Source organism: Tateyamaria algicola (genome assembly GCF_047715485.1).
Lineage (GTDB): Bacteria > Pseudomonadota > Alphaproteobacteria > Rhodobacterales > Rhodobacteraceae > Tateyamaria.
Genome location: NZ_CP180422.1, coordinates 14,908 through 34,209, shown reverse-complemented (window position 1 = coordinate 34,209; position 19,302 = coordinate 14,908). Strand labels below are relative to the sequence as shown.

At 61.6% G+C, this 19,302-nt stretch carries 15 protein-coding genes and 1 pseudogene; 8 read left to right on the top strand and 8 right to left on the bottom strand.

Translation table 11 applies throughout. From position 1 onward, the window contains the following. Positions 1 to 39 precede the first annotated feature (39 nt). The 4 genes from ACMHLQ_RS02360 to ACMHLQ_RS02345 all read left to right on the top strand — a co-directional run bounded on the left by ACMHLQ_RS02360 (position 40) and on the right by ACMHLQ_RS02345 (position 6,041). The gene (locus ACMHLQ_RS02360; protein ID WP_415403164.1) at positions 40 to 2,550 is read left to right on the top strand and encodes a penicillin-binding protein 1A; all 2,511 of its coding nucleotides are present in this window, start codon (positions 40 to 42) and stop codon (positions 2,548 to 2,550) included. Between the two features lie 137 nt (positions 2,551 to 2,687). Then, on the top strand, positions 2,688 to 3,812 hold the full coding sequence (gene prfB / locus ACMHLQ_RS02355) for a peptide chain release factor 2 (protein ID WP_415403163.1): 1,125 nt from the start codon (positions 2,688 to 2,690) through the stop codon (positions 3,810 to 3,812). A 15-nt stretch (positions 3,813 to 3,827) separates the two neighbouring features. Next, entirely contained in the window at positions 3,828 to 5,231 is a 1,404-nt protein-coding gene (locus ACMHLQ_RS02350; RefSeq protein WP_415403162.1) for an amidase, read from the top strand. Between the two features lie 15 nt (positions 5,232 to 5,246). After that, the gene (locus ACMHLQ_RS02345) at positions 5,247 to 6,041 is read left to right on the top strand and encodes a DUF2189 domain-containing protein (RefSeq protein ID WP_415403161.1); all 795 of its coding nucleotides are present in this window, start codon (positions 5,247 to 5,249) and stop codon (positions 6,039 to 6,041) included. Here the strand turns inward: ACMHLQ_RS02345 and ACMHLQ_RS02340 are convergent. The 3 genes from ACMHLQ_RS02340 to ACMHLQ_RS02330 form a co-directional block, all read right to left on the bottom strand. Next, positions 6,038 to 6,256, bottom strand: coding sequence for a hypothetical protein (locus tag ACMHLQ_RS02340; protein ID WP_415403160.1), 219 nt, complete (start codon positions 6,254 to 6,256; stop codon positions 6,038 to 6,040). The genes ACMHLQ_RS02345 and ACMHLQ_RS02340 overlap by 4 nt on opposite strands. Then, the gene (locus ACMHLQ_RS02335) at positions 6,253 to 7,407 is read right to left on the bottom strand and encodes an aromatic ring-hydroxylating oxygenase subunit alpha (protein WP_415403159.1); all 1,155 of its coding nucleotides are present in this window, start codon (positions 7,405 to 7,407) and stop codon (positions 6,253 to 6,255) included. The genes ACMHLQ_RS02340 and ACMHLQ_RS02335 overlap by 4 nt, the downstream gene beginning before the upstream one ends. 105 nt (positions 7,408 to 7,512) lie before the next feature. Next, positions 7,513 to 7,959 carry a hypothetical protein gene (locus ACMHLQ_RS02330; RefSeq protein WP_415403158.1) on the bottom strand — a complete coding sequence of 149 codons (447 nt, stop codon included), beginning with the start codon at positions 7,957 to 7,959 and terminating at the stop codon, positions 7,513 to 7,515. Between the two features lie 144 nt (positions 7,960 to 8,103). Between ACMHLQ_RS02330 and ACMHLQ_RS02325 the strand changes: the two genes are divergently transcribed. Further along, positions 8,104 to 8,901 (top strand): helix-turn-helix domain-containing protein, encoded by a 798-nt coding sequence (locus ACMHLQ_RS02325; RefSeq protein WP_415403157.1) that lies wholly within the window; start codon positions 8,104 to 8,106, stop codon positions 8,899 to 8,901. Here the strand turns inward: ACMHLQ_RS02325 and ilvN are convergent. The 5 genes and pseudogenes from ilvN to ACMHLQ_RS02300 all read right to left on the bottom strand — a co-directional run bounded on the left by ilvN (position 8,898) and on the right by ACMHLQ_RS02300 (position 14,406). After that, positions 8,898 to 9,458: an acetolactate synthase small subunit gene (gene ilvN, locus ACMHLQ_RS02320; protein WP_415403156.1), complete on the bottom strand. Its 561-nt coding sequence runs from the start codon at positions 9,456 to 9,458 to the stop codon at positions 8,898 to 8,900. The genes ACMHLQ_RS02325 and ilvN overlap by 4 nt on opposite strands. Positions 9,459 to 9,470: 12 nt before the next feature. Next, positions 9,471 to 11,221 (bottom strand): annotated as a pseudogene (locus tag ACMHLQ_RS02315) (acetolactate synthase 3 large subunit). Between the two features lie 282 nt (positions 11,222 to 11,503). Further along, positions 11,504 to 12,289 (bottom strand): methyl-accepting chemotaxis protein, encoded by a 786-nt coding sequence (locus tag ACMHLQ_RS02310; protein ID WP_415403155.1) that lies wholly within the window; start codon positions 12,287 to 12,289, stop codon positions 11,504 to 11,506. A gap of 51 nt (positions 12,290 to 12,340) precedes the next feature. Next, a complete protein-coding gene (locus ACMHLQ_RS02305; RefSeq protein ID WP_415403154.1) occupies positions 12,341 to 12,979 on the bottom strand; it encodes a response regulator transcription factor in 639 nt (212 codons plus the stop codon). Continuing rightward, positions 12,976 to 14,406, bottom strand: coding sequence for a cache domain-containing protein (locus ACMHLQ_RS02300; RefSeq protein WP_415403153.1), 1,431 nt, complete (start codon positions 14,404 to 14,406; stop codon positions 12,976 to 12,978). Before ACMHLQ_RS02300 ends, ACMHLQ_RS02305 begins: the two co-directional genes overlap by 4 nt. 252 nt (positions 14,407 to 14,658) lie before the next feature. Here ACMHLQ_RS02300 and ACMHLQ_RS02295 point away from each other — a divergent pair, with 252 nt between their 5' ends. The 3 genes from ACMHLQ_RS02295 to ACMHLQ_RS02285 all read left to right on the top strand — a co-directional run bounded on the left by ACMHLQ_RS02295 (position 14,659) and on the right by ACMHLQ_RS02285 (position 19,238). Then, on the top strand, positions 14,659 to 15,744 hold the full coding sequence (locus ACMHLQ_RS02295) for a TRAP transporter substrate-binding protein (RefSeq protein ID WP_415403152.1): 1,086 nt from the start codon (positions 14,659 to 14,661) through the stop codon (positions 15,742 to 15,744). Between the two features lie 110 nt (positions 15,745 to 15,854). Further along, positions 15,855 to 16,811 (top strand): TRAP transporter small permease subunit, encoded by a 957-nt coding sequence (locus ACMHLQ_RS02290; RefSeq protein WP_415403151.1) that lies wholly within the window; start codon positions 15,855 to 15,857, stop codon positions 16,809 to 16,811. 72 nt (positions 16,812 to 16,883) lie between these two features. Further along, positions 16,884 to 19,238 (top strand): TRAP transporter large permease subunit, encoded by a 2,355-nt coding sequence (locus ACMHLQ_RS02285; protein ID WP_415403150.1) that lies wholly within the window; start codon positions 16,884 to 16,886, stop codon positions 19,236 to 19,238. Positions 19,239 to 19,302 lie beyond the last annotated feature (64 nt).

Genomic DNA, 19,302 nt, shown 5'->3' with positions numbered 1-19,302 from the left:
TCCGCAAAGCAGCCTTTCAATAAACAGGTGCGAGCGGTCATGTTTCGGTTCATTTTGTCCTTCTTCGGCGGGATTTTCACGACGGTCACCATGGGGGCCGCGATGGTGGCGCTGTCGGTGGGGGCGGTGTTCTGGATGTACGGGCGCGACCTGCCCAGCCACGAGAGCCTTGCGCAGTACCAGCCCGCCACGATCAGCCGCATCTATTCGGGCGAGGGGCAGATCATCGACGAGTTCGCGCAGGAACGCCGCCTGTTTGCACCCGCCGACACGATCCCGCCGCTGGTCAAGCAAGCGTTCATCAGCGCCGAGGACAAGAACTTTTACACCCATGACGGTTATGATCTGCGCGGTATCGGCTCTGCCGCTTATGACGCGGTGCGCTCGCGCGGGCGCGACGTGCGCGGTGCCTCGACCATCACGCAGCAGGTAATGAAGAACTTCCTTCTGTCTGGCGACCGGCAGGCAGAGCGCAAGATCAAGGAAATCATCCTCGCCGCGCGGGTCGAAGAGGCGCTGAGCAAGGAAAAGATTCTCGAGCTGTACCTGAACGAGATTTTCCTCGGTCAGAACTCTTATGGCGTGGCCGCCGCCAGCCAGACCTATTTCAACAAGACGCTCGGCGCGCTTGCCCCGCACGAGGCGGCCACGCTGGCCTCTCTGCCCAAAGCCCCCTCCGACTATCACCCGGTGCGCCGCAAGGATCGGCTGTTGTCGCGCCGGAACTTCGTGCTGAAAGAGATGATGGAGAACGGCTATCTCGACCAGGCGACCTACCAGTCCGAGGTCAACATGCCCCTGCGCTCGGTCCAGAATGGGGACTTTGACAGTTTCAAGGCTGAATTGCCCCCGCGCGACTATTTCACAGACGAGATTCGCCGCCAGTTGAGCGAGGATTTTGGTGAGGGCGAATTCTTTACCGGTGGCTACACCGTGCGCGCCACGATTGATGCAGAGATGCAGCCCCTTGCCGCCAAGGCTCTGCGCCGCCAGCTTGAGGCCTATGACCGCGGGCAGGGCATCTGGCGTGGGACCGGCAAAGAGATCGAGGCCGAACAGTTGGAAAACTGGGCCGAGGTTCTGCCCAGCGTCAAGGTTGCGCGCGACATCGATCTGAACGGTGTCTGGCGTCCGGCTGTCGTTCTGGAGATTGGCGATCAGGAAATGCGCCTTGGCATCGAGGGCTGGAGCGAGGATGAAGCCGCGCCTGTGGTGCCGCGCGAGGACATCAAGTGGGCCAAGGGCAGCTTTGTCGACAACTTCGAGGTGGGTGACGTGGTGCATGTGCGCGCCATGACGGCCGACAACGACGGATCGTTCATCCGCTGGACGCTGCGGCAGGTGCCGCGCGTGCAGGGCGGGTTTGTGGCGATGGACGTCAACACGGGCCGTGTGATCGCGATGCAGGGTGGGTTCAGCTACCAGCACTCGGTCTTCAACCGCGCCACACAGGCCAAGCGCCAGCCCGGTTCGTCCTTCAAGCCGTTTGTCTATGCCGCCGCGCTCGACAGCGGTTACACCCCGGCGACGATTGTGGTCGACGCCCCGATCGAGATCAACACACCGCAGGGCCTTTGGCGCCCCCGCAACTCGTCCAACAAGTTCTACGGGCCTACGCCCCTGCGCACCGGGATCGAGCGGTCGCGGAACCTGATGACCATCCGCCTGGCCGAAGAGGTGGGGATGGACGTCGTGGCCGACTATGCCGAACGCTTTGGCGTTTATGACAACATGGGCCGCTTCCTTGCCAACTCACTGGGGTCCGAGGAAACCACGCTGTACCAGATGGTGTCGGCCTATGCGATGTTCGCCAATGGGGGCGAGCGGGTGCAGCCGACGCTGGTGGACCGCGTGCAGGACCGGTTCGGGCGCACGGTCTATCGCCATGATGAACGTCGATGCGAGGACTGTACGCAATTGGCGAGCCTTGATCCCGGCTTTGCCCCGCGCGTCGTGTCCAACCGCGAGCGGGTGATGGACCCTGTCACGGCCTATCAGCTTACCTCGATGATGCGGGGTGTGGTGGAACGGGGCACGGCGGCGCGCACGGTGAAACTGCCCGTCCCGATTGCGGGCAAGACCGGCACGACGAACGACGCCAAGGACGTGTGGTTTGTCGGCTTTTCCAGCAATATCGTTGCGGGTTGTTATATCGGCTATGACCAGCCGCGTTCCCTGGGCAAGGGCGCGTCGGGCGGCGGCATGTGTGGCCCGGTCTTTTCCACCTTCATGCGTGAGGCGATCCAGAAGTATGGCGGCGGCAAATTCGACGTCCCCGAGGATTGCGAATTCATCAAGATCGACCGTTTCAGCGGGGCGCGCTTGAGCGATGCTGCGGCGGGCGAAAACGTGGTGAGCGAATGTTTCCGCGATGGGTTCGAGCCCACATTCGGCATCACCTTTGACGGCGGCTTTGCGATGGGGGCGGATTTGCCCCTGTTCGAGGAAGTCGGCGGGGGTGGCCGCCAGGTCACGACCTCGACCGGGAAAAAGGCTGTTGTGGGGCCCAAGGCCAATTTCGGCACATTGAGCTCGGGCGGTCTCTACTGACGACGGGTGATGCGCTTTGACTGGCCCTGCGGCCAGCAAAGACGCCCCGCCCGCCGTCCCGTATACGGCGTTCAACTGACCTTGTGGCGCACCCGGCCTTGGGCTATCTCAAGGCACTGCGAAGCAAAGGATATGTGATGCGCGCCGAAATTCAGAACATCGTCGAAGAGATTGAAAAGTCGGTGGCCTTGCTGGCTCAGCGGCTGGATGTCGAGACGGCGCCGCATCGTCTGGAAGAGTTCAACGCGCGGGTGGAGGACCCCAACCTGTGGGACGATCCCGAGGCCGCGCAAAAGCTGATGCGCGACCGGCAGATGCTGGTCGACGCGCTTGAGACCCATGACCGCATCAAACAGGACCTCGCCGACAATATCGAACTGATTGAGTTGGGCGAGATGGAGGAGGACACCGAAGTCGTCGCCGACGCAGAGGGCGCGATCAAGGCCCTCGCGATCACAGCAGCGCAGAAGGAACTGGAGGCCTTGCTGGACGGTGAGGCGGACGGCAATGACACCTTCCTCGAGATCAACTCGGGCGCGGGCGGCACCGAGTCCTGTGACTGGGCCGCGATGCTGGCGCGCATGTATGTCCGCTGGGCGGAAAAGAAGGGCTACAAGGTCGAGCTGCAATCCGAGAGTGCGGGGGAAGAGGCCGGGATCAAATCCGCGACCTACAAGATCAGTGGCCAGAACGCCTATGGCTGGCTGAAGTCGGAAAGCGGTGTGCACCGCCTTGTCCGCATCAGCCCGTTTGACAGCGCGGCCAAGCGGCACACTTCGTTCACCTCCGTGGGCGTCTACCCGGTGGTCGATGACAACATCGAGATCGAAGTGAACCCGGCGGACATTCGCATCGACACCTACCGGTCGTCCGGCGCGGGCGGGCAGCACGTGAACACCACCGACTCGGCTGTGCGGATCACCCATGCGCCCACCGGGATCGTGGTTACCAGTTCGGAAAAGTCCCAGCACCAGAACCGCGACATTGCCATGAAGGCGCTGAAATCGCGCCTCTACCAGCTTGAGCTCGACCGTCGGAATGCCGCCGTGAACGAGATGCACGAGAACAAGGGCGACGCGGGCTGGGGCAACCAGATCCGGTCTTATGTGTTGCAGCCCTACCAGATGGTGAAGGATCTGCGCACCAATCACGAGACGTCCGACACCAAAGGCGTATTGGACGGCGATCTTGACGGGTTCATGGCCGCGACACTGGCGCTGGACGTGTCGGGCAAAAGCCGTGCGGAGGCGCAAGGCGACTAGCGCAGGAGGCGCGGAATGATCGACGCAGGCGCCCTCGCGCTACGTGCCCGTATGGATGTGGGCGATTTGAGCGCCGAAGCGGTGATGGCCGAGACGCTGGAGCGTATCGCGCTGGTCAATGGAGCGGTGAACGCCATTGTGTCCCTACGCGACGCCGAGACGTTGATGGACGAGGCGCGCGCGGCGGACAAGACCGCACCCGTCGGATGGCTGCACGGCATACCTATCGCGATCAAGGATCTGGCCAATGCGGCTGGCTTGCCTACCTCGATGGGCTCGCCCCTGTTCGCGGGCACAATCGCGCCCAAGGACGACATCGTGACGGCCCGCCTGCGTGCGGCAGGGGCGATCATCATCGGCAAGACGAACACCCCGGAATTCGGGCTCGGCTCGCACAGTTTCAACCCGGTCTTTGGCGCAACGCGCAATCCTTACAACCACAGCCGCAGTGCCGGGGGATCGTCGGGCGGGGCCGGGGCCGCGCTGGCCTGCGGGATGCTCAGCGTGGCGGACGGGTCCGACATGATGGGCAGCCTGCGCAATCCGGCGGGCTGGAACAATGTCTACGGGATGCGTCCCACGTGGGGGCTGGTGCCCTCCGAACCCGTGGGTGATACGTTCCTCCATCAACTGGCGACGAACGGGCCGATGGCGCGCAACCCGCGCGACCTTGCAGCCCTGCTTGATACGATGGCCGGGCCTGACCCGCGCCAGCCTCATGGTCTGACCCAAGCGCCAAGCCTGCCAGACGCGGGCCGTGGCGCACAGGGTCTGCGGCTGGGTTGGCTGGCTGATTGGGGCGGTGCCTTGCCAATGGAAGACGGTATTCTCAGCCTCTGTCGTGATGCGCTGGCCGGGATGGGCGACCTTGGCGTGACTGTGGAGACGCTCGACGCCCCGTTTGACCGCGATCCGATCTGGGAGGCGTGGACCACATTGCGCAGTTGGGCCGTCGCCGGGGGGCTTGGTTTAATCCATGCCAACCCCGCGCAGCGCGACCACCTCAAGGACACCGCCATTTGGGAGATCGAGCGCGGGCTGGCCCTGTCGGCCATGGATGTGCAGCGCGCCAGCGTCATCCGCTCGGACTGGTTCAAGGCGGCGGCGCAGCTGTTTGACCGCTTTGATGTGCTGGTGCTGCCGACGGCGCAGATGTGGCCCTTTGACGTGACATTCGACTGGCCGCGCGATCTGGCCGGAACGGCGATGGACACCTATCACCGCTGGATGGAGGTTGTGGTGCCCGCAAGCCTGTTGGGCCTGCCGGTGGTCAACGTGCCCGCAGGGTTTGGCGGGCCGGACGATTTGCCCATGGGCCTGCAACTGATCGGTCGGCGGGGCAGCGATGCGATGTTGCTGCGACTGGCCCAGGCATGGCATGATAAGACCGACTGGCCGGGCAAGCGCCCGCCGCTGTAAGCACAAAGCTGCAAGATGACCGCATCTGCCGACCCATATCCAGGATTGCCTGCGGGCGTGCCGCCGTTTCAGGCCCCGCCGCCGGATTTCGTGCGCCATGCACTGCGCGCAGGCTGGGAGGATTTCCGGGCCGCGCCGGGCTTCGGCCTGTTGACCGGGCTCGCCGCAGTGCTTGCCGGGTGGTTGCTGGCGGGCCTGACGCTGTGGGCCGGGCACACGTTCTGGCTGATCCTCGCCGTCTTCGGCTTTCCGCTCGTCGCCCCCCTTTGCGCCCTTGGCACCTACGAGGTCTCACGCCGGATCGGCGCTGGGGAAGACGTGAGCGTGGGGGCCGTCCTGTCCCGCCTGCGCCGCGAGCAGGGGCGGCAACTGCCGTGGCTGTCGATGCTGATGGTGGTGGCCCTGCTGTTCTGGTTCTTTCTGGGCCATATGATCTTTGCCCTGTTCCTGGGGCTGAAGCCGATGGTGAATGTGACCACGTCGCTGGATGTGTTTCTGAGCGTGGACGGGTTGATGATGATGGGCCTTGGCACGGTGATCGGTGGCCTGTTTGCGCTGTTGTTCTTTTCCATCTGTGTGCTGGGCCTGCCGCTGTTGCTGGCGCGCGAGGTGGATTACATGACGGCCATTCTGGCCAGCGCGTCCCATGTGCGGGCGCATCCGGCCCCGATGCTGGCATGGGCCGTGGTGATCGTGGTGCTGTTGTTCCTTGCGATGCTGCCGGGCTTGCTGGGGCTGCTGGTGGTGCTGCCATGGCTCGGCCATGCGTCTTGGCACGTCTATGCCCAGATGGCCGCGGGCGCGCGTTAAAGCGGCGCCTCGCGCCCCATGGCGATCAGCGCGGCACGCAGTTCACCGGCATCCGGATGACCGCATTCCAAGGCAAAGACATGGGCGTGCGTCAGGTAAAAGGCGCGTGCGGTGTCATCCGTGGCCGCGCCTGCCGCCTCGCGATAGAGCGCGATCAAGGCAGCTGTGTCATCGGCGGCATGTGCCGCCAGCAGACGCGTATCCAGATCGCTCATTCAGCCGCTTGATCCTGTGCGCGGTGGGTTGCCATGCGCTCTGCCACCCAAGCGTGGAACAGATGTGTCGGCCCATCCATCGCGGGCGAGAATCGACCGCCATCGAACATGGGCGCGTGTCGCCCACGTTGCATCCCCTCGACGACAAAGATGTCCTCTTCAAACACCAGTTTCCATTGCGCGGTGTTTTGCGCGCGCAAGGCGGGGTCGGTGTCGGGCTGGGCATAATAGAGGTGGATGTTCTCGACCGTCTCGCCTGGGCCTTGGGGCACAAGGATGATCGCAAATGTATGGTCGCGGTGTACCCCAAGCAGGACGTTGGGGTAGGCGGTGATGTACTCCGCCGCCGTGTCCCATGTATCGCTCAGCCCGTCGAAATCGGGAAACCTGTTGCCGTCCTCGCCGGTCAACTGGCGATAGACCAGGGTGCCCTGACCGGAATAGTTGCCCGGCTTTTCGATGTGATAGTGATCTTCCAGCCGGGAATAGCTGTTGAGGCCGGGATGGACCCAGGGCAGGTGGTAGCTTTCGCAGTAATTCTCGACTGCGAGTTTCCAATTGCACTGAACGCTCAGCTGGAAACGGCTGTCCGGCCCACCGTGATAGAGCGGCTTGTCGAATTCGGCCCATCGCGCCATCAGGTCGGCATTGGCATCCTCGAACTCTGGCGCGGTGCCCGAGAGGTTGATCCACACCACATCCATCCAGATATGGCTGCGCACCTCGATCAGGCCCAGCAGGTTGCGGTCGATGCCTTCGGCGGTGTTTTGACCGGGCCCGCCCACATGCGGCGTCGACACAAGCCGCCCCTCGGTCGAGTAGCACCAGCTGTGATAGGGGCATCGAATGGCCCCTTCGATCTTTCGGGGGGCGTCGACCAGGATCATGCCGCGATGGCGGCAGATGTTGTGAAAGACGCGCACCTTGCCAGAACGGTCGCGGATCAGCAGCAACGGCATGCCCAGAAAGGTCAGCGGTTGTGCGTCACCTGGTTCGGGCACGTCCGCCGCAACGGCCAGGCCCGACCAGCCCGACATCAACAGGGCGCTGCGTTCCTCTTCAAAAACGGCAGGGTCAATGTAGTGGGCGTTCGGCAGGCCGTGCGCCGATGAAATGGGTTGGCGAACGGCGCTCAGGTCTGTGCTGTCCATCTAGGCCTCCGGATGCTGTGGGATCAGCATAGCGGGCGGCCCTGATGGCGCATGCGTGTTTTCGACCCGACTTTTCCGACTGCGACACCCGGATGTGCGCAGTGTTCAGCCGCGGCGTTGTTGCTGCGGTATCGAACCGGGCAGGGGACGCGTGGCGTGATCGATGCGGAAGGGTATGATCTCGGCGCTTTTGCTGACGCCAGTCACCTCAGTTCGGGCACCGCCAAGATCGCGCAAGCCATCCGGCAACGATGCGCCCCAATTCTCGCGGACACGATTTGGGTTCTGCGCCAGTCGTAGATTGCGCTCGGTCGTAACATCAAACTCGACAACATCCCCCACCTCAAAAAACGGGTCGGGCAGGTGTACTGCATCAGGATTTGCCAGATAGGCAAGGTCGCCCTGATCTTCACACCAGATTACGGCTTTTTGGTCTGCCGCATCGCTCCAGAGAATAACACCAATCATTTTTCTACCCAAAGTTGGACGGGTATCATCAAACTCAATTATAGACAGGCAATACATGGTTAAGTCGGCAACGTGCGCTTGCATTTTGTGTCCATCAGAGTATCGTCTGGTTGCATTTTGGCGTCAGTGCTGATGCTGCTTGGCGTCATGTGGCTGGGAAATGCGGCTTAACCAGCGTCATTTTACGATTTTGCGAGATTCAGCGAGACACTATAAAAAGAGACGACCATGACGGAAATGCGCAGATCACCGGCGGAATTGCGCAGCATGTTTGGGGCCAATCTGCGGATTCTTGCTCAAACGTACCCCTCCATCTCCGAATTATCGCGTCAATTGGGCATCAACCGGACGCAGTTCAACCGCTATCTGTCAGGCGAAAGCTTTCCGCGTCCGGACGTCCTGGCGCGCATTTGCACCTTCTTTGACGTTGATGCGCGTGTTTTGCTGGAGCCGGTTGACAGCATCAGCACTGGCAAGGATCCCCTGACGGGTCCGTTCCTGCGCGACTTTATCGGTGCGGGGATCGATAACGTTGACGAGTCGATGTTTCCGTCCGGGTTTTATCGGTTTTCCCGACGCAGTTTCATCGATGGCGAACGCTTTGTCATCGGGCTGGTCTGGGTGTTTCGCGATGGATCGAACACGTTCATCCGCGGCTACGAGGCCCGCGCAGCCATGGCAGGCCAGGGCCTCGGCATGACCCGCGATGCACGGGAATTCCGCGGTCTTGTCGTGCGGCAGGAAGACGGCGTGTCGGCGATGATTTCACGCAAGGGCGGGATGACGGCGTCGTTCAATTTCCTGAGCCGCGTGACATCTTTCGAGAATAACTACTGGGTGGGCTACGTCGCACGCACCGTGCGCGACATGCCCGAAGCCGAGCGTGTCGCACGCATGGTTTACGAATATCTGGGCACTGACATCGGCCGCGCCAAGGAGGCGGGGCGAACGGCGGGGTATTGCAGTGTGGAAGAGCTGTTGCCCTTCCACCAGCGGTTGCTGCAACCGAACGCGCCGTTTCGTTAATCGCCGCGGGGCAGGGCGGCGACGCCCGTGCGGGCGACTTCTGTCAGGCCGAGGGGGCGCATGAGATCGGCAAAGGCGTCGATCTTTTCCGGCGCGCCGGTGATTTCAAACACGAAGCTTTCGAGCGTGCTGTCCACCACATTGGCGCGGAAGATATCGGCCAGCCGCAGGGCCTCGACCCGCTTGTCGCCCTGGCCGGACACCTTGAACATGGCCAGTTCCCGCTCGACCGAGGGGCCTTCGACTGTCAGGTCGTGCACTTCGTGAACCGACACGATCCGGCCCAGTTGTGCCTTGATCTGTTCGATCACTTGGGGTGTGCCGGCGGTGACGATGGTGATGCGGCTGAGGTGACCCTGATGATCGACCTCGGCCACGGTCAGGCTTTCGATGTTGTACCCCCGCCCCGAGAACAGGCCGATGACACGGGCCAGAACACCCGGTTCGTTTTCGACCAGAACGGCCAGTGTGTGCCGCTCGACCACGTCACTGAACGTGGGGCGTAGGTTATAGGCAGAGTGGCTGGTAGAGCCTTTTTTCAGTTTTAGGGCTGACATCCGACGCGCTCCTTAGACCAGTACCGAACCCTTGGCGTCGATGACGCCTTGGGTTTCCGCTTCACCCAGAAGCATTTCATTGTGGGCCTTGCCCGACGGGATCATCGGGAAGCAGTTTTCGTGCTTTTCCACGAGGCAATCGAACAGAACCGGCCCATCGTAGTTGATCATTTCCATGATCGCATCGTCCAGATCGTCGGGGTCGGAACAGATGATCCCCTTGGCGCCGAAGGCTTCGGCGAGTTTGACGAAATCGGGGAGGCTTTCGGACCATGAGTGCGAATAGCGCTCGCCATGGAGCAATTCCTGCCACTGGCGCACCATGCCAAGACGTTCGTTGTTCAGGATGAACTGTTTGACGGGCAGGTTGAACTGCATCGCTGTGCCCAGTTCCTGCATGTTCATCAGCCAGCTCGCTTCGCCCGCGACGTTGATAACCAGCGCATCCGGGTGGCCCATCTGCACGCCGATGGAGGCGGGGAAACCATAGCCCATCGTGCCCAGCCCCCCGAGGTCATCCAGCGATTGGGATCTTCAAAGTTGAGGTACTGCGCGGCCCACATCTGGTGCTGGCCCACTTCGGTGCAGACGTAGCGGTCGTGATCCTTGGTCAGCGCCTCGAGGCGTTGCAGGGCGTATTGCGGTTTGATCACCTTGCCCTCTTGCTTGAACTTCAGGCAGTCGACCTTCTTCCATTCCTCGATCTTGCTCCACCATTGCGCGACGGCGGCGCTGTTGGTCTTGCGGCCACGGGATTTCCAGATCTTGAGGATGTCTTCGAGCACGTGGCCCACATCGCCAACGATGGGAATGTCCGCCTTGATCACCTTGTTGATCGAAGAAGGATCGATATCGATATGCGCCTTTTTAGACTTTGGGCTGAACGCATCGATCCGGCCCGTGATCCGGTCGTCGAAACGGGCACCGATGTTGATCATGAGATCGCAGTCGTGCATCGCCATGTTCGCCTCGTAAAGGCCGTGCATGCCCAGCATGCCCAACCAGTTCTTGCCACTGGCGGGGTAGCAGCCGAGGCCCATCAGGGTCGAGGTGATGGGAAAGCCGGTCGCATCCACGAGTTCGCGCAGCAATTGGCTGGCGCCGGGGCCGGAGTTGATCACGCCGCCGCCGGTGTAGAACACCGGGCGTTTGGCAGTTTCAAGCGCAGCCACCAGTTCGGTGATCGCCTCCATGTCGCCCTTGACCTGGGGTTGGTAATGCGAGGTCGAGGGCTTTGGCGCGTTGTAGGCCCCGGTGGCAAACTGCACATCCTTGGGGATGTCGACCAGCACGGGGCCGGGGCGGCCTGACGTTGCCACATGAAACGCTTCATGCATCACATCGCCCAGCTTGTCCGTCTCTTTCACCAGCCAGTTATGCTTGGTGCAGGGGCGGGTGATGCCCACGGTGTCGGCCTCTTGAAAGGCGTCCGAGCCGATCATGAACGTCGGCACCTGACCGGTGAGGACGATGATCGGGATGCTGTCCATCAGCGCGTCCGTCAGGCCGGTCACGGCATTGGTCGCACCGGGCCCCGAGGTCACTAGGCACACGCCGGGCTTGCCGGTGGCGCGCGCATAACCTTCGGCGGCGTGCACGGCGCCCTGTTCGTGGCGCACGAGGATGTGCTTGATCGAGTTCTGCTGAAAGACCTCGTCATAAATCGGTAGCACAGCGCCACCGGGATATCCGAATACTGTGTCCACACCCTGATCGATGAGGGCTTGGACGACCATTTTCGCTCCGGTCATTTGACGTGTCATATCCGCGTGCTCCAATTTTGCGGTTTGTCTTTGCGCATAAAAAAACCCCCGGGTTTCGGGGGCGCATGGGTCTCAATCTGGATATCCGTTACCGGCCCATGCGCATCTGTCCTACGATGACGACTAGTTCTGTCATTGCCCTGTGGCCTTTCGCTGCGTGTGGCGAACCTATGCAAGGCCAAAACAGGCGTCAACAGCCAATTCCAAGAAAAAAGTGTCGCGAAGGCAAAAAAACGCGACATTTTCTTGCGCCATTGGCTGCGCAATCGAAATAACAGAAATTTAGGTGGGGGTTTTGACCCGATCCTGGGGTTTGCTGTCATCCACATGGGTCATCTCGGCGATATCTGCGCGTGCCGTGGTGGCCAGCATCTGGATTTCTTCGGCCAGCGTTTTGAACTCGACAGCGATCACGCCCAGCCCGCGCCCGGCATCGCCCACGCGCGCCGCCTCGACCGAGGCGTTGAGCGAGACAAGGCGCACGTGTTTGCCGATATGTTCCAGCCGCGTGAGGGTTTTGGCAATGGCCGTGCCTGCGGCATTTGCCGTTTCGACCTCTGCGTGGCGGACACTGTCCAGGTTTGCCCAAAGGCCGTCGCAGAATTCCGTTACAGTTTCGAAAAAGCCGCCGCGCCCGAATGCAAAGTGTTCCTGCAGTGCCATCTGCAAGGTCTTTGGGTCGTCTTGTGCTGCGGCGATGGCGACGGCCCGGCTGAGTTCGTACATCCTGGTGAAGGCAGCAGCATGATCGCTGTATCGCGTGCCGTGTTCACCGATCCATGTGCACACCTCTTGGGGCACGACGCCTTCGGGGTCTGTTCCGTGGACAAGGGCGGATGCACGGGCCAGCGCGTGCACCTGTTCCTCAAGAACGCTGCGCCATTGTGTGCGGGTTGCCTCGCTCTCCGGCTCCAGCGGGTTGGGGCGAAACAGGTAGGCACCAAACAGCGCGCAGCGAATGGACCGTGCCCGCGTCGTCGCGATCAGGTCGATCGCCGCCCTGCGCTGTGCAAAAAGCGCCGTTTGGTAGGGGCGTTTTGAGGCGATGGCATGCGCGCTAAAGGTCATGACACGCAGCTAACGCCAGCTTGGTGAAGATTCGGTTAGTTCAGGCGCAGATCAAAGCGCATGACCCGTGCCCTGCAGCACCCCGTGTTCCAGTGCATAGCGGGTCAGCCCGGCAGTCGAGGAGATGCCCAGCTTGCGCTTGATGTTCTTGCGATGCGTTTCGACCGTGCGCACAGAGATGTCGAGGGCGATGGCCACTTCCTTGTTGGACAGACCCTGCGCAAGTTGCAGCAGGATGGTCTGTTCGCGCCCCGTCAGGGCGCCCTGCGCATCGCCCGATTTGGGCGCAATCGCCCCTTCGGCCCCGGTGCACAGGTAGCGATCGCCGCGCATCACGGTCTCGATGGCTTCGGCGATCTCTTCGGTCGGCACATCCTTGAGGACGTAACCCATCGCGCCATGGCTGAGTGCGGAAGAGATGTATTCAGGGCTGTCATGCATGGACAGGATCAGCACGCGGGTGCCGGGGCGCTTTTCCAGCACCAGTTCCGTGGCGGTCAGCCCGCCCATCTCGGGCATGTTCAGGTCCATCAGGATGACATCCGGGCTCAGCGTGTCGAGCTGGTCGATGACCGCACGCCCGTTGCCCAGCGTGCCGACAACCTCAAGCCCCTCGTGATCCTCGAGTACGGATTGGATGCCTTGCGCCACCATGGGATGGTCATCAACGATCAGGACACGGACAGTCATGCGCGGGCGCGCTCCTTGTTGGGAGAGGTTTCTTCGGGGGGCAGCAGGTGGGTGAGGGGCACCGTCGCCTCGATCACGGTCCCGCCTTCGGCCCCGGCCCCGGACAGGATGCGCAGATTGCCGTCCAGTTGTTCGACACGTTCCTGCATGTTGCGCAGGCCGATGCCGGTGGCGTGTTGACGGCGGGTGCGGTCCAACCCGACGCCATTGTCCGAGATGCGCAAGGTCGCCCCGCGCTTGTGCCCCCGGATGTCGACCGCGACCTTGGTGGCGGCGGCATGGCGTTCGATGTTGGTCAGGGCCTCTTGGGCAATACGGTAGAGTGCGATCTTGGCGTCCTGATCCAGGCGGTTGCGAAACACCACCGTGTTGAATTCGGTATGGATGCCGGTGCGCGTGGCGAAGTCCTCGACCAGCGCCTTGAGGGCAGGGCCCAGGCCCAGATCATCGAGGGCGCCGGGGCGCAGATCGCGGCTGATCCTGCGGACTTCGGCAATGGCCGTGCCGAGGTTGTCGATCCCTTGGCTGAGCGGTGTGGCCGCATCACCGCTGCCCTTTTCCAGGCGTCGCCGGGTGGCGTCGAGGGCATAACGCACGCCAACGAGGATCTGACTGATCCCATCGTGCAATTCGCGCGCAACACGGCCCCGTTCTTCTTCTTGGGCATCAAACACCCGCTGGGTCAGCTTTTTCAATTTGGCATCGGCAAGACGGCGTTCGCGGATGTTCAGCGCCATGCCCGAGCCGAAGACCAGCAAGAGCGCAGCTACCGTGATGGCAGAGATATAGTAGAAGGTGCGTTGCACCCGCGTTTCCACATCCGCGCGGGCCTCGGCAACGGATGTCAGAACGTCATCGATGAACACGCCCGTGCCAACGGCCCACCGCCAGGACGGGAACGAGGTGACGTAGGTGATCATTTCGGCCTCTTGCCCGCTCGAAGGTTTGGGCCACAGATGCGTGAAATAGCCATCGCCCTGGCGCGCAATCTCGATCAGGTTTGCGACGACGGGGCTGCCGCGGCTGTCCGTCAGGGCCAGATGGTTGCGATTGATCATGTCGGTCTGGCGCGGGCTGACAAGGTTGGTGCCGTCATAATCATAGACAAAAAAGAAGCCCTCATCGCCGTAGATCATCGCGGACAGGATTTGGGCGACCTGGTCTTTGGCCTGCTGATCATCGGGCGCGGCCGAGCCATAGATAAAGTAAAACCCGTTGCGCGCCTGGGTGACGTAATTGCGCAGCTCGCGCTTCTTCGCCTCGATCAGTTGCGCCTCGAGGGCCTGTATCTCGCGTTCCGCCAACGCACGGGACTGTACGGCAACCAGCATGGCAATGGCCGCGACCGCAAGGATCAGCGGGACAGCCGCCACGAGGGACAGCTTTTGCGCATAGCTGAGGCGCAGGACAGAGGAGACGGCTCGCACCCTGATTCGATACGATGAAAGTGGCGCGAATCAAAGGGCACAGACCGCAATTGGTCGCGCTAACGGGATGAAGCCTGCGTGACGCGCGCCAGAAATTGGTGTGAAAGTTTTACCGGAAACGCGATTTTTGCCACGTTTCTACGCAGTACTAGGTATTCCCATGTCGCGGCCCATCGCTAGGGTAGCGCTACTCGAAACGACCCGTCCGCAAAAGGATGGGCGCGTTTTTCATATTTTGGGAGGAGTATCTCTATGGATCGTCGTTCTTTTCTGAAGACGTCTGCACTAGGTGGCACAGCAGCCGCCGCAACGACGCTGGCCGCGCCGGCCTATGCCCAAGGCAAGCGTACACTGACAATGGTCACATCCTGGCCCCGTGGCTTTGCGGTTCTGGATGACGCGGCCAGCTACCTCGAGCAGTTCGTGGGCGCGATGTCGGACGGTCAGCTGACCATCGACAAGAAAGCACCGGGCGAGCTGGTTGGCGCCTTCGAAGTGTTCGACGCCGTGTCTTCGGGCCAGGCGGACATGTATCACTCGGCTGACTACTACTTCATTGGTCAGCACCCCGCATATGCGTATTACACAGCCGTGCCCTTCGGTGGCACCGCGCAGGAAGTCACCAACTGGTACGAGCATGGCGGCGGCCAGGAGCTGCACGACGAGCTGGGCGAAATCTTCAACCTCAAGGGCCTGCTGGCAGGGAACTCCGGTTCGCAGTCCGGTGGCTGGTTCCGCAACGAGATCAACTCGGCCGACGACTTCAACGGTCTGAAGTTCCGCATGCCTGGTCTGGGCGGCAAGGTGCTGGGCAAACTGGGCGCATCCGTTCAGAACATCCCCGGCGGTGAACTCTATCAGGCACTTTCCTCCGGTGCTCTGGACGGTCTGGAGTGGGTTGGCCCGATGGCTGACGAACGCGCCGGCTTCCAGGAAGTTGCCAAGGTCTACTACACCGCTGGTTTCCACGAGCCGGGTTCGGCGCTGGCCGCCAACGTCAACCTGGACGTCTGGAACGACCTGACGCCTCAACACCAGGCGATCCTGCAGAACGCCAGCCGTGCGACAACATACTACCAGCTGTCCGAAACACTGGCCAACAACGGTGCCGCACTGGCCCGTCTGCAACAGCAGGGCGTCAAGACGCTGCAATTCTCGGACGATGTCTGGGATGCGTTCGGCGCGGCCTCTGCCGAGGTCATGGACGAGAACATGGGCGACGAGCTGTTTGCAAAAACACGCGCCTCGTTCGAGGAAAGCCTGGCGACATCCGCAAGCTGGATTAACAAATCCGACGGCTACTACGTTGCACAGCGCGTGCGCGTTCTGGGCGGCTAAGTCGTATCTGTGAAACTATCCCAAGGGCCCCGATCATGGGGCCCTTGGACCACGTGAGGAACTGAGGCGATCAAGGGCCAAGCCTTGGCCAGATTGCAGGGGGCACATCCATGGAAAACGAAAACGGCGTCGAAGCCGGAGGCACCTTTGGTGCGCTGATTGACGGCGTGCTTTGGTTCTTTCAGAGCCTTGGGCTTGCCTTCTACAACATCGCATACGCGATCACGCACCCGGCCTCGTGGCTGGACTGGGTGACATGGGCCGGAACCCCCGAAGACAAACTGTCCCTGATGAAATTCGTCTACTACGGCGGCTCGACACAGTTCTTCTTTGCCGTGCTGGCCGTCATTCTGGTGATCACCGCCGTCGGTCTTTGGAAACGCGAATTCATGTGGGGCTGCGTCCGTTTCATGGAGGGCATCGCCAACACGTCGGGCCGCTTTTTCGCCTGGGCCGGTTTGCTCATGGTGATCCAGCAGATCATCATCGTCTTCATGCAGCGTATCTTTACCCGGCCTGATATCTCCATCGGGTTCGGCATTCCGCTGCAATTCGACATTTCCTGGTTTGCCGAAGAACTCAAACTCTACAACGCCCTCGTTGTCTGCATGTGCGTCACCTACACCTTTGTGCAGGGCGGCCATGTGCGCGTCGATCTCATCTATTCCGCCGTCAAATTCCGCACCAAGCGCGTGATCGACATGTTCGGCTCGCTGTTGTTCATGTTGCCCTCGGCCACGCTGATCTGGATGTATGGCTGGTACTTCCTGTGGCGTCACCTGGTCACGCCCAAGCCCGCCGCAAGTTGGGATATCGAGCGCGCCGAACGCTCGGCCCGTGCGGTGCGCTGGAACGTTGAGACCATCGGGTTCAGCCCCAACGGCTTCAACGGATACTTCCTGTTCAAGATCCTCCTCGTCGCCTTTGCAGGGCTCGTGTTCCTGCACGCCGTCGCATTCTTCTACCGCTCGTATCTCGAGTGGAAAGAAGGCCCCGAGAGCGAAGGCAAGTATCTGGATCGCGACACGCTGGGTGAAGGCGAAGAAGCCTATGAGGGGACGCACTGATGTTCCTGCGGCCCACCCACACAAAAAATACGCGTGCGCGTCACGCACACGAACCGAAGTAAGGGCAGAACAATGTTTTTTGGACTTGATGGCGTCGAAGTTGGCCTGATCATCGTCTTTGTCTGCCTGTTCGGCGGCATTCTTTCCGGCTTTCCCGTGGCGTTTGCCATCGCGGGGGCAGGGGTTATTTCCTTCGGGATCATCGCGGCCCTCGACAGTGCGGGGCTGCTGATCCACCAGGCCATCGACCAATCCAGCGCGGCCTATCGCGATCTGGTCAATAGCGGGATCAAACCGGACTCGATCAGTGTTTTCCGATACCCGGACTTGCCCCGGATCGGCGAACCTGTGTTCCCCAAGGGCTGGGAAGTCGCCCTGGATCGCAACGTGTCCTTTGTCGTGAACCGCATGAACGAGCGTGTGCTGGCGGGCCAGTCGATCGAGACGTTGCTGGCCGTTCTGATGTTCGTTCTGATGGGCATCACGCTGGAACGTTCGAAGATCGCCAATGACCTTCTGACCACCATGGCGCGCGTCTTTGGCCCGCTGCCCGGCGGTCTGGCCGTGTCTATCGTGGTCGTGGGCGCGTTCCTCGCCGCATCGACAGGGATTGTGGGCGCGACGGTTGTGACCATGGGCCTTCTGGCCCTGCCGACCATGTTGCGCAACAACTACTCGCCCGAGATCGCGACAGGGGTCATTGCGGCCTCCGGCACGTTGGGGCAGATCATTCCGCCCTCGATCGTGATCGTTCTGCTGGGCACGCTGGCCGGTGACCTGTACTCTGCCGCGCAAGAGGCGCGGGCGCAATCCGTCGGCTGTACCGACGCGCTGACCTATTTGGGAGAGCCGGCAGTGGTGTCCGTGGGCACGCTGTTCCAGGCGGCCTTGCTGCCCGGTATCCTGCTGGCGCTGCTCTATGCGCTTTATGCCTTTGGCTACGCGCTGTTGAACCCTGAAAAGGCACCAGCCGTGGCGATGGGCGCAACCAATGCAGAGCCTGTCACACGCGGCGAAGCCTTTACCTGGTTCCTCGGCGCACCGGTTCTGATCATCGTCGGGACCATCCTGTTGGGCAATCTCAACATTGTTGGCAGCCAGTCCACGGTCGTCTCTTCCTTCTCTGACATTGGCCAGTCCGCAAGCCTGCGCACCAACGTGGGTCCGGACTGTCAGGCCGCCATGATCGAATTGCACGGACAATCGGCATGGGATGCCGCCGTGGCACAGCAGGAAGAAATCGCAGCCGCAGGCGGTGTGGTCCAATCCGAGCGGTTGAGCGAGGACGAATTCGCCGCCGCCGTTCAGGCCAAGGTTGACAGTGCCGCGCCCATCGGGACGGGCACGGCGATCTTGCTGATCCTGCTGGGGCTGATCCTGACCACGGCACGCGGCATTGCACCAAGCCAGGATACCCGCCCGCTGCTGATCGGTGGCGTGGGGGTCGTGCTGGCCTTGCTGGTGGACATCGCCCTCGTCGGGCCGCTCAACAGTTCGGGCTACTATGTCGCCGTGATGGTGATCCCGTTTGCGCTGATCCTCTACGGTGTGGTCGAGGCGGTGAAACGCTGTGCCAAGAACGAACTGATCCGCGTCGTGTTCCCGCCGCTTGTGCTGATTGTGGCCGTGCTCGGCTCGATCCTTGGCGGCATCACCAACCCGACACCGGCGGCGGCCCTCGGGGCAGGGGGCGCGATCATGCTGGCCGCCTATCGCAAGCTGACGGATATGGACCGCAGCCCCAAGGTGATCATCTGGTCCACATTGGCGATCATCATCTGCATCCTTGTGGGCGTGAATTTCGATCTGCGCATCAACCAGAGCAATGTGGCCGCCCAAAGCTGGGTCGCCTTCTTTGTCGCCTATGCGGCTTACCTCTACGCTTTGTTCGGCTTGCTTTTCAGCTGCTACATCCTGTGGACATCGGGCGTGCTTGCCCCGGTTGTGCGCGAGACGGCCAAGGTGACCTCGATGGTGTTCACCATCCTCATCGGCTCGCAGCTTTTGAACCTCGTGGTCATCTCTTTTGGGGGTGAGCACTATATCCAGCAATTCCTCAAGTCCTTCGACAATGAGTTCACGGTGTTCCTGATCGTGATGCTGGTGCTGTTCATCCTCGGCTTCGTGCTCGATTTCCTCGAGATCATCTACATCGTGATCCCGATTGTGGGGCCGGTGATCTATGGCGGCACGTTTGATCCCAAATGGGTGACGATCATGATCGCGGTGAACCTGCAGACCTCGTTCCTGACGCCGCCCTTTGGCTTTGCGCTGTTCTACCTGCGCGGTGTGGCGCCCAAGGAGGTGACGACCGGCCATATCTATCGCGGGATCATCCCGTTCGTGTTGATCCAGGTCGCCGGGCTTGCGCTGTTGTGGACATTCCCCGGCATCGTGACGCTGATCCCGGATCTCATCCCGAACTGATCCTGGACCTGATCCAATGGAAAGGGCGGCCCGATGGGCCGCCCTTGTTCGTTTTATTGATAGA

What these genes read in the sequence shown, in the direction of transcription:
- ACMHLQ_RS02360 (WP_415403164.1), top strand. Translation starts at nt 40, where the DNA reads ATGTTTCGGTTCATTTTGTCCTTCTTCGGCGGGATTTTCACGACGGTC.
- prfB (WP_415403163.1), top strand. Translation starts at nt 2,688, where the DNA reads ATGCGCGCCGAAATTCAGAACATCGTCGAAGAGATTGAAAAGTCGGTG.
- ACMHLQ_RS02350 (WP_415403162.1), top strand. Translation starts at nt 3,828, where the DNA reads ATGATCGACGCAGGCGCCCTCGCGCTACGTGCCCGTATGGATGTGGGC.
- ACMHLQ_RS02345 (WP_415403161.1), top strand. Translation starts at nt 5,247, where the DNA reads ATGACCGCATCTGCCGACCCATATCCAGGATTGCCTGCGGGCGTGCCG.
- ACMHLQ_RS02340 (WP_415403160.1), bottom strand. Translation starts at nt 6,256, where the DNA reads ATGAGCGATCTGGATACGCGTCTGCTGGCGGCACATGCCGCCGATGAC.
- ACMHLQ_RS02335 (WP_415403159.1), bottom strand. Translation starts at nt 7,407, where the DNA reads ATGGACAGCACAGACCTGAGCGCCGTTCGCCAACCCATTTCATCGGCG.
- ACMHLQ_RS02330 (WP_415403158.1), bottom strand. Translation starts at nt 7,959, where the DNA reads ATGCAAGCGCACGTTGCCGACTTAACCATGTATTGCCTGTCTATAATT.
- ACMHLQ_RS02325 (WP_415403157.1), top strand. Translation starts at nt 8,104, where the DNA reads ATGACGGAAATGCGCAGATCACCGGCGGAATTGCGCAGCATGTTTGGG.
- ilvN (WP_415403156.1), bottom strand. Translation starts at nt 9,458, where the DNA reads ATGTCAGCCCTAAAACTGAAAAAAGGCTCTACCAGCCACTCTGCCTAT.
- ACMHLQ_RS02310 (WP_415403155.1), bottom strand. Translation starts at nt 12,289, where the DNA reads ATGACCTTTAGCGCGCATGCCATCGCCTCAAAACGCCCCTACCAAACG.
- ACMHLQ_RS02305 (WP_415403154.1), bottom strand. Translation starts at nt 12,979, where the DNA reads ATGACTGTCCGTGTCCTGATCGTTGATGACCATCCCATGGTGGCGCAA.
- ACMHLQ_RS02295 (WP_415403152.1), top strand. Translation starts at nt 14,659, where the DNA reads ATGGATCGTCGTTCTTTTCTGAAGACGTCTGCACTAGGTGGCACAGCA.
- ACMHLQ_RS02290 (WP_415403151.1), top strand. Translation starts at nt 15,855, where the DNA reads ATGGAAAACGAAAACGGCGTCGAAGCCGGAGGCACCTTTGGTGCGCTG.
- ACMHLQ_RS02285 (WP_415403150.1), top strand. Translation starts at nt 16,884, where the DNA reads ATGTTTTTTGGACTTGATGGCGTCGAAGTTGGCCTGATCATCGTCTTT.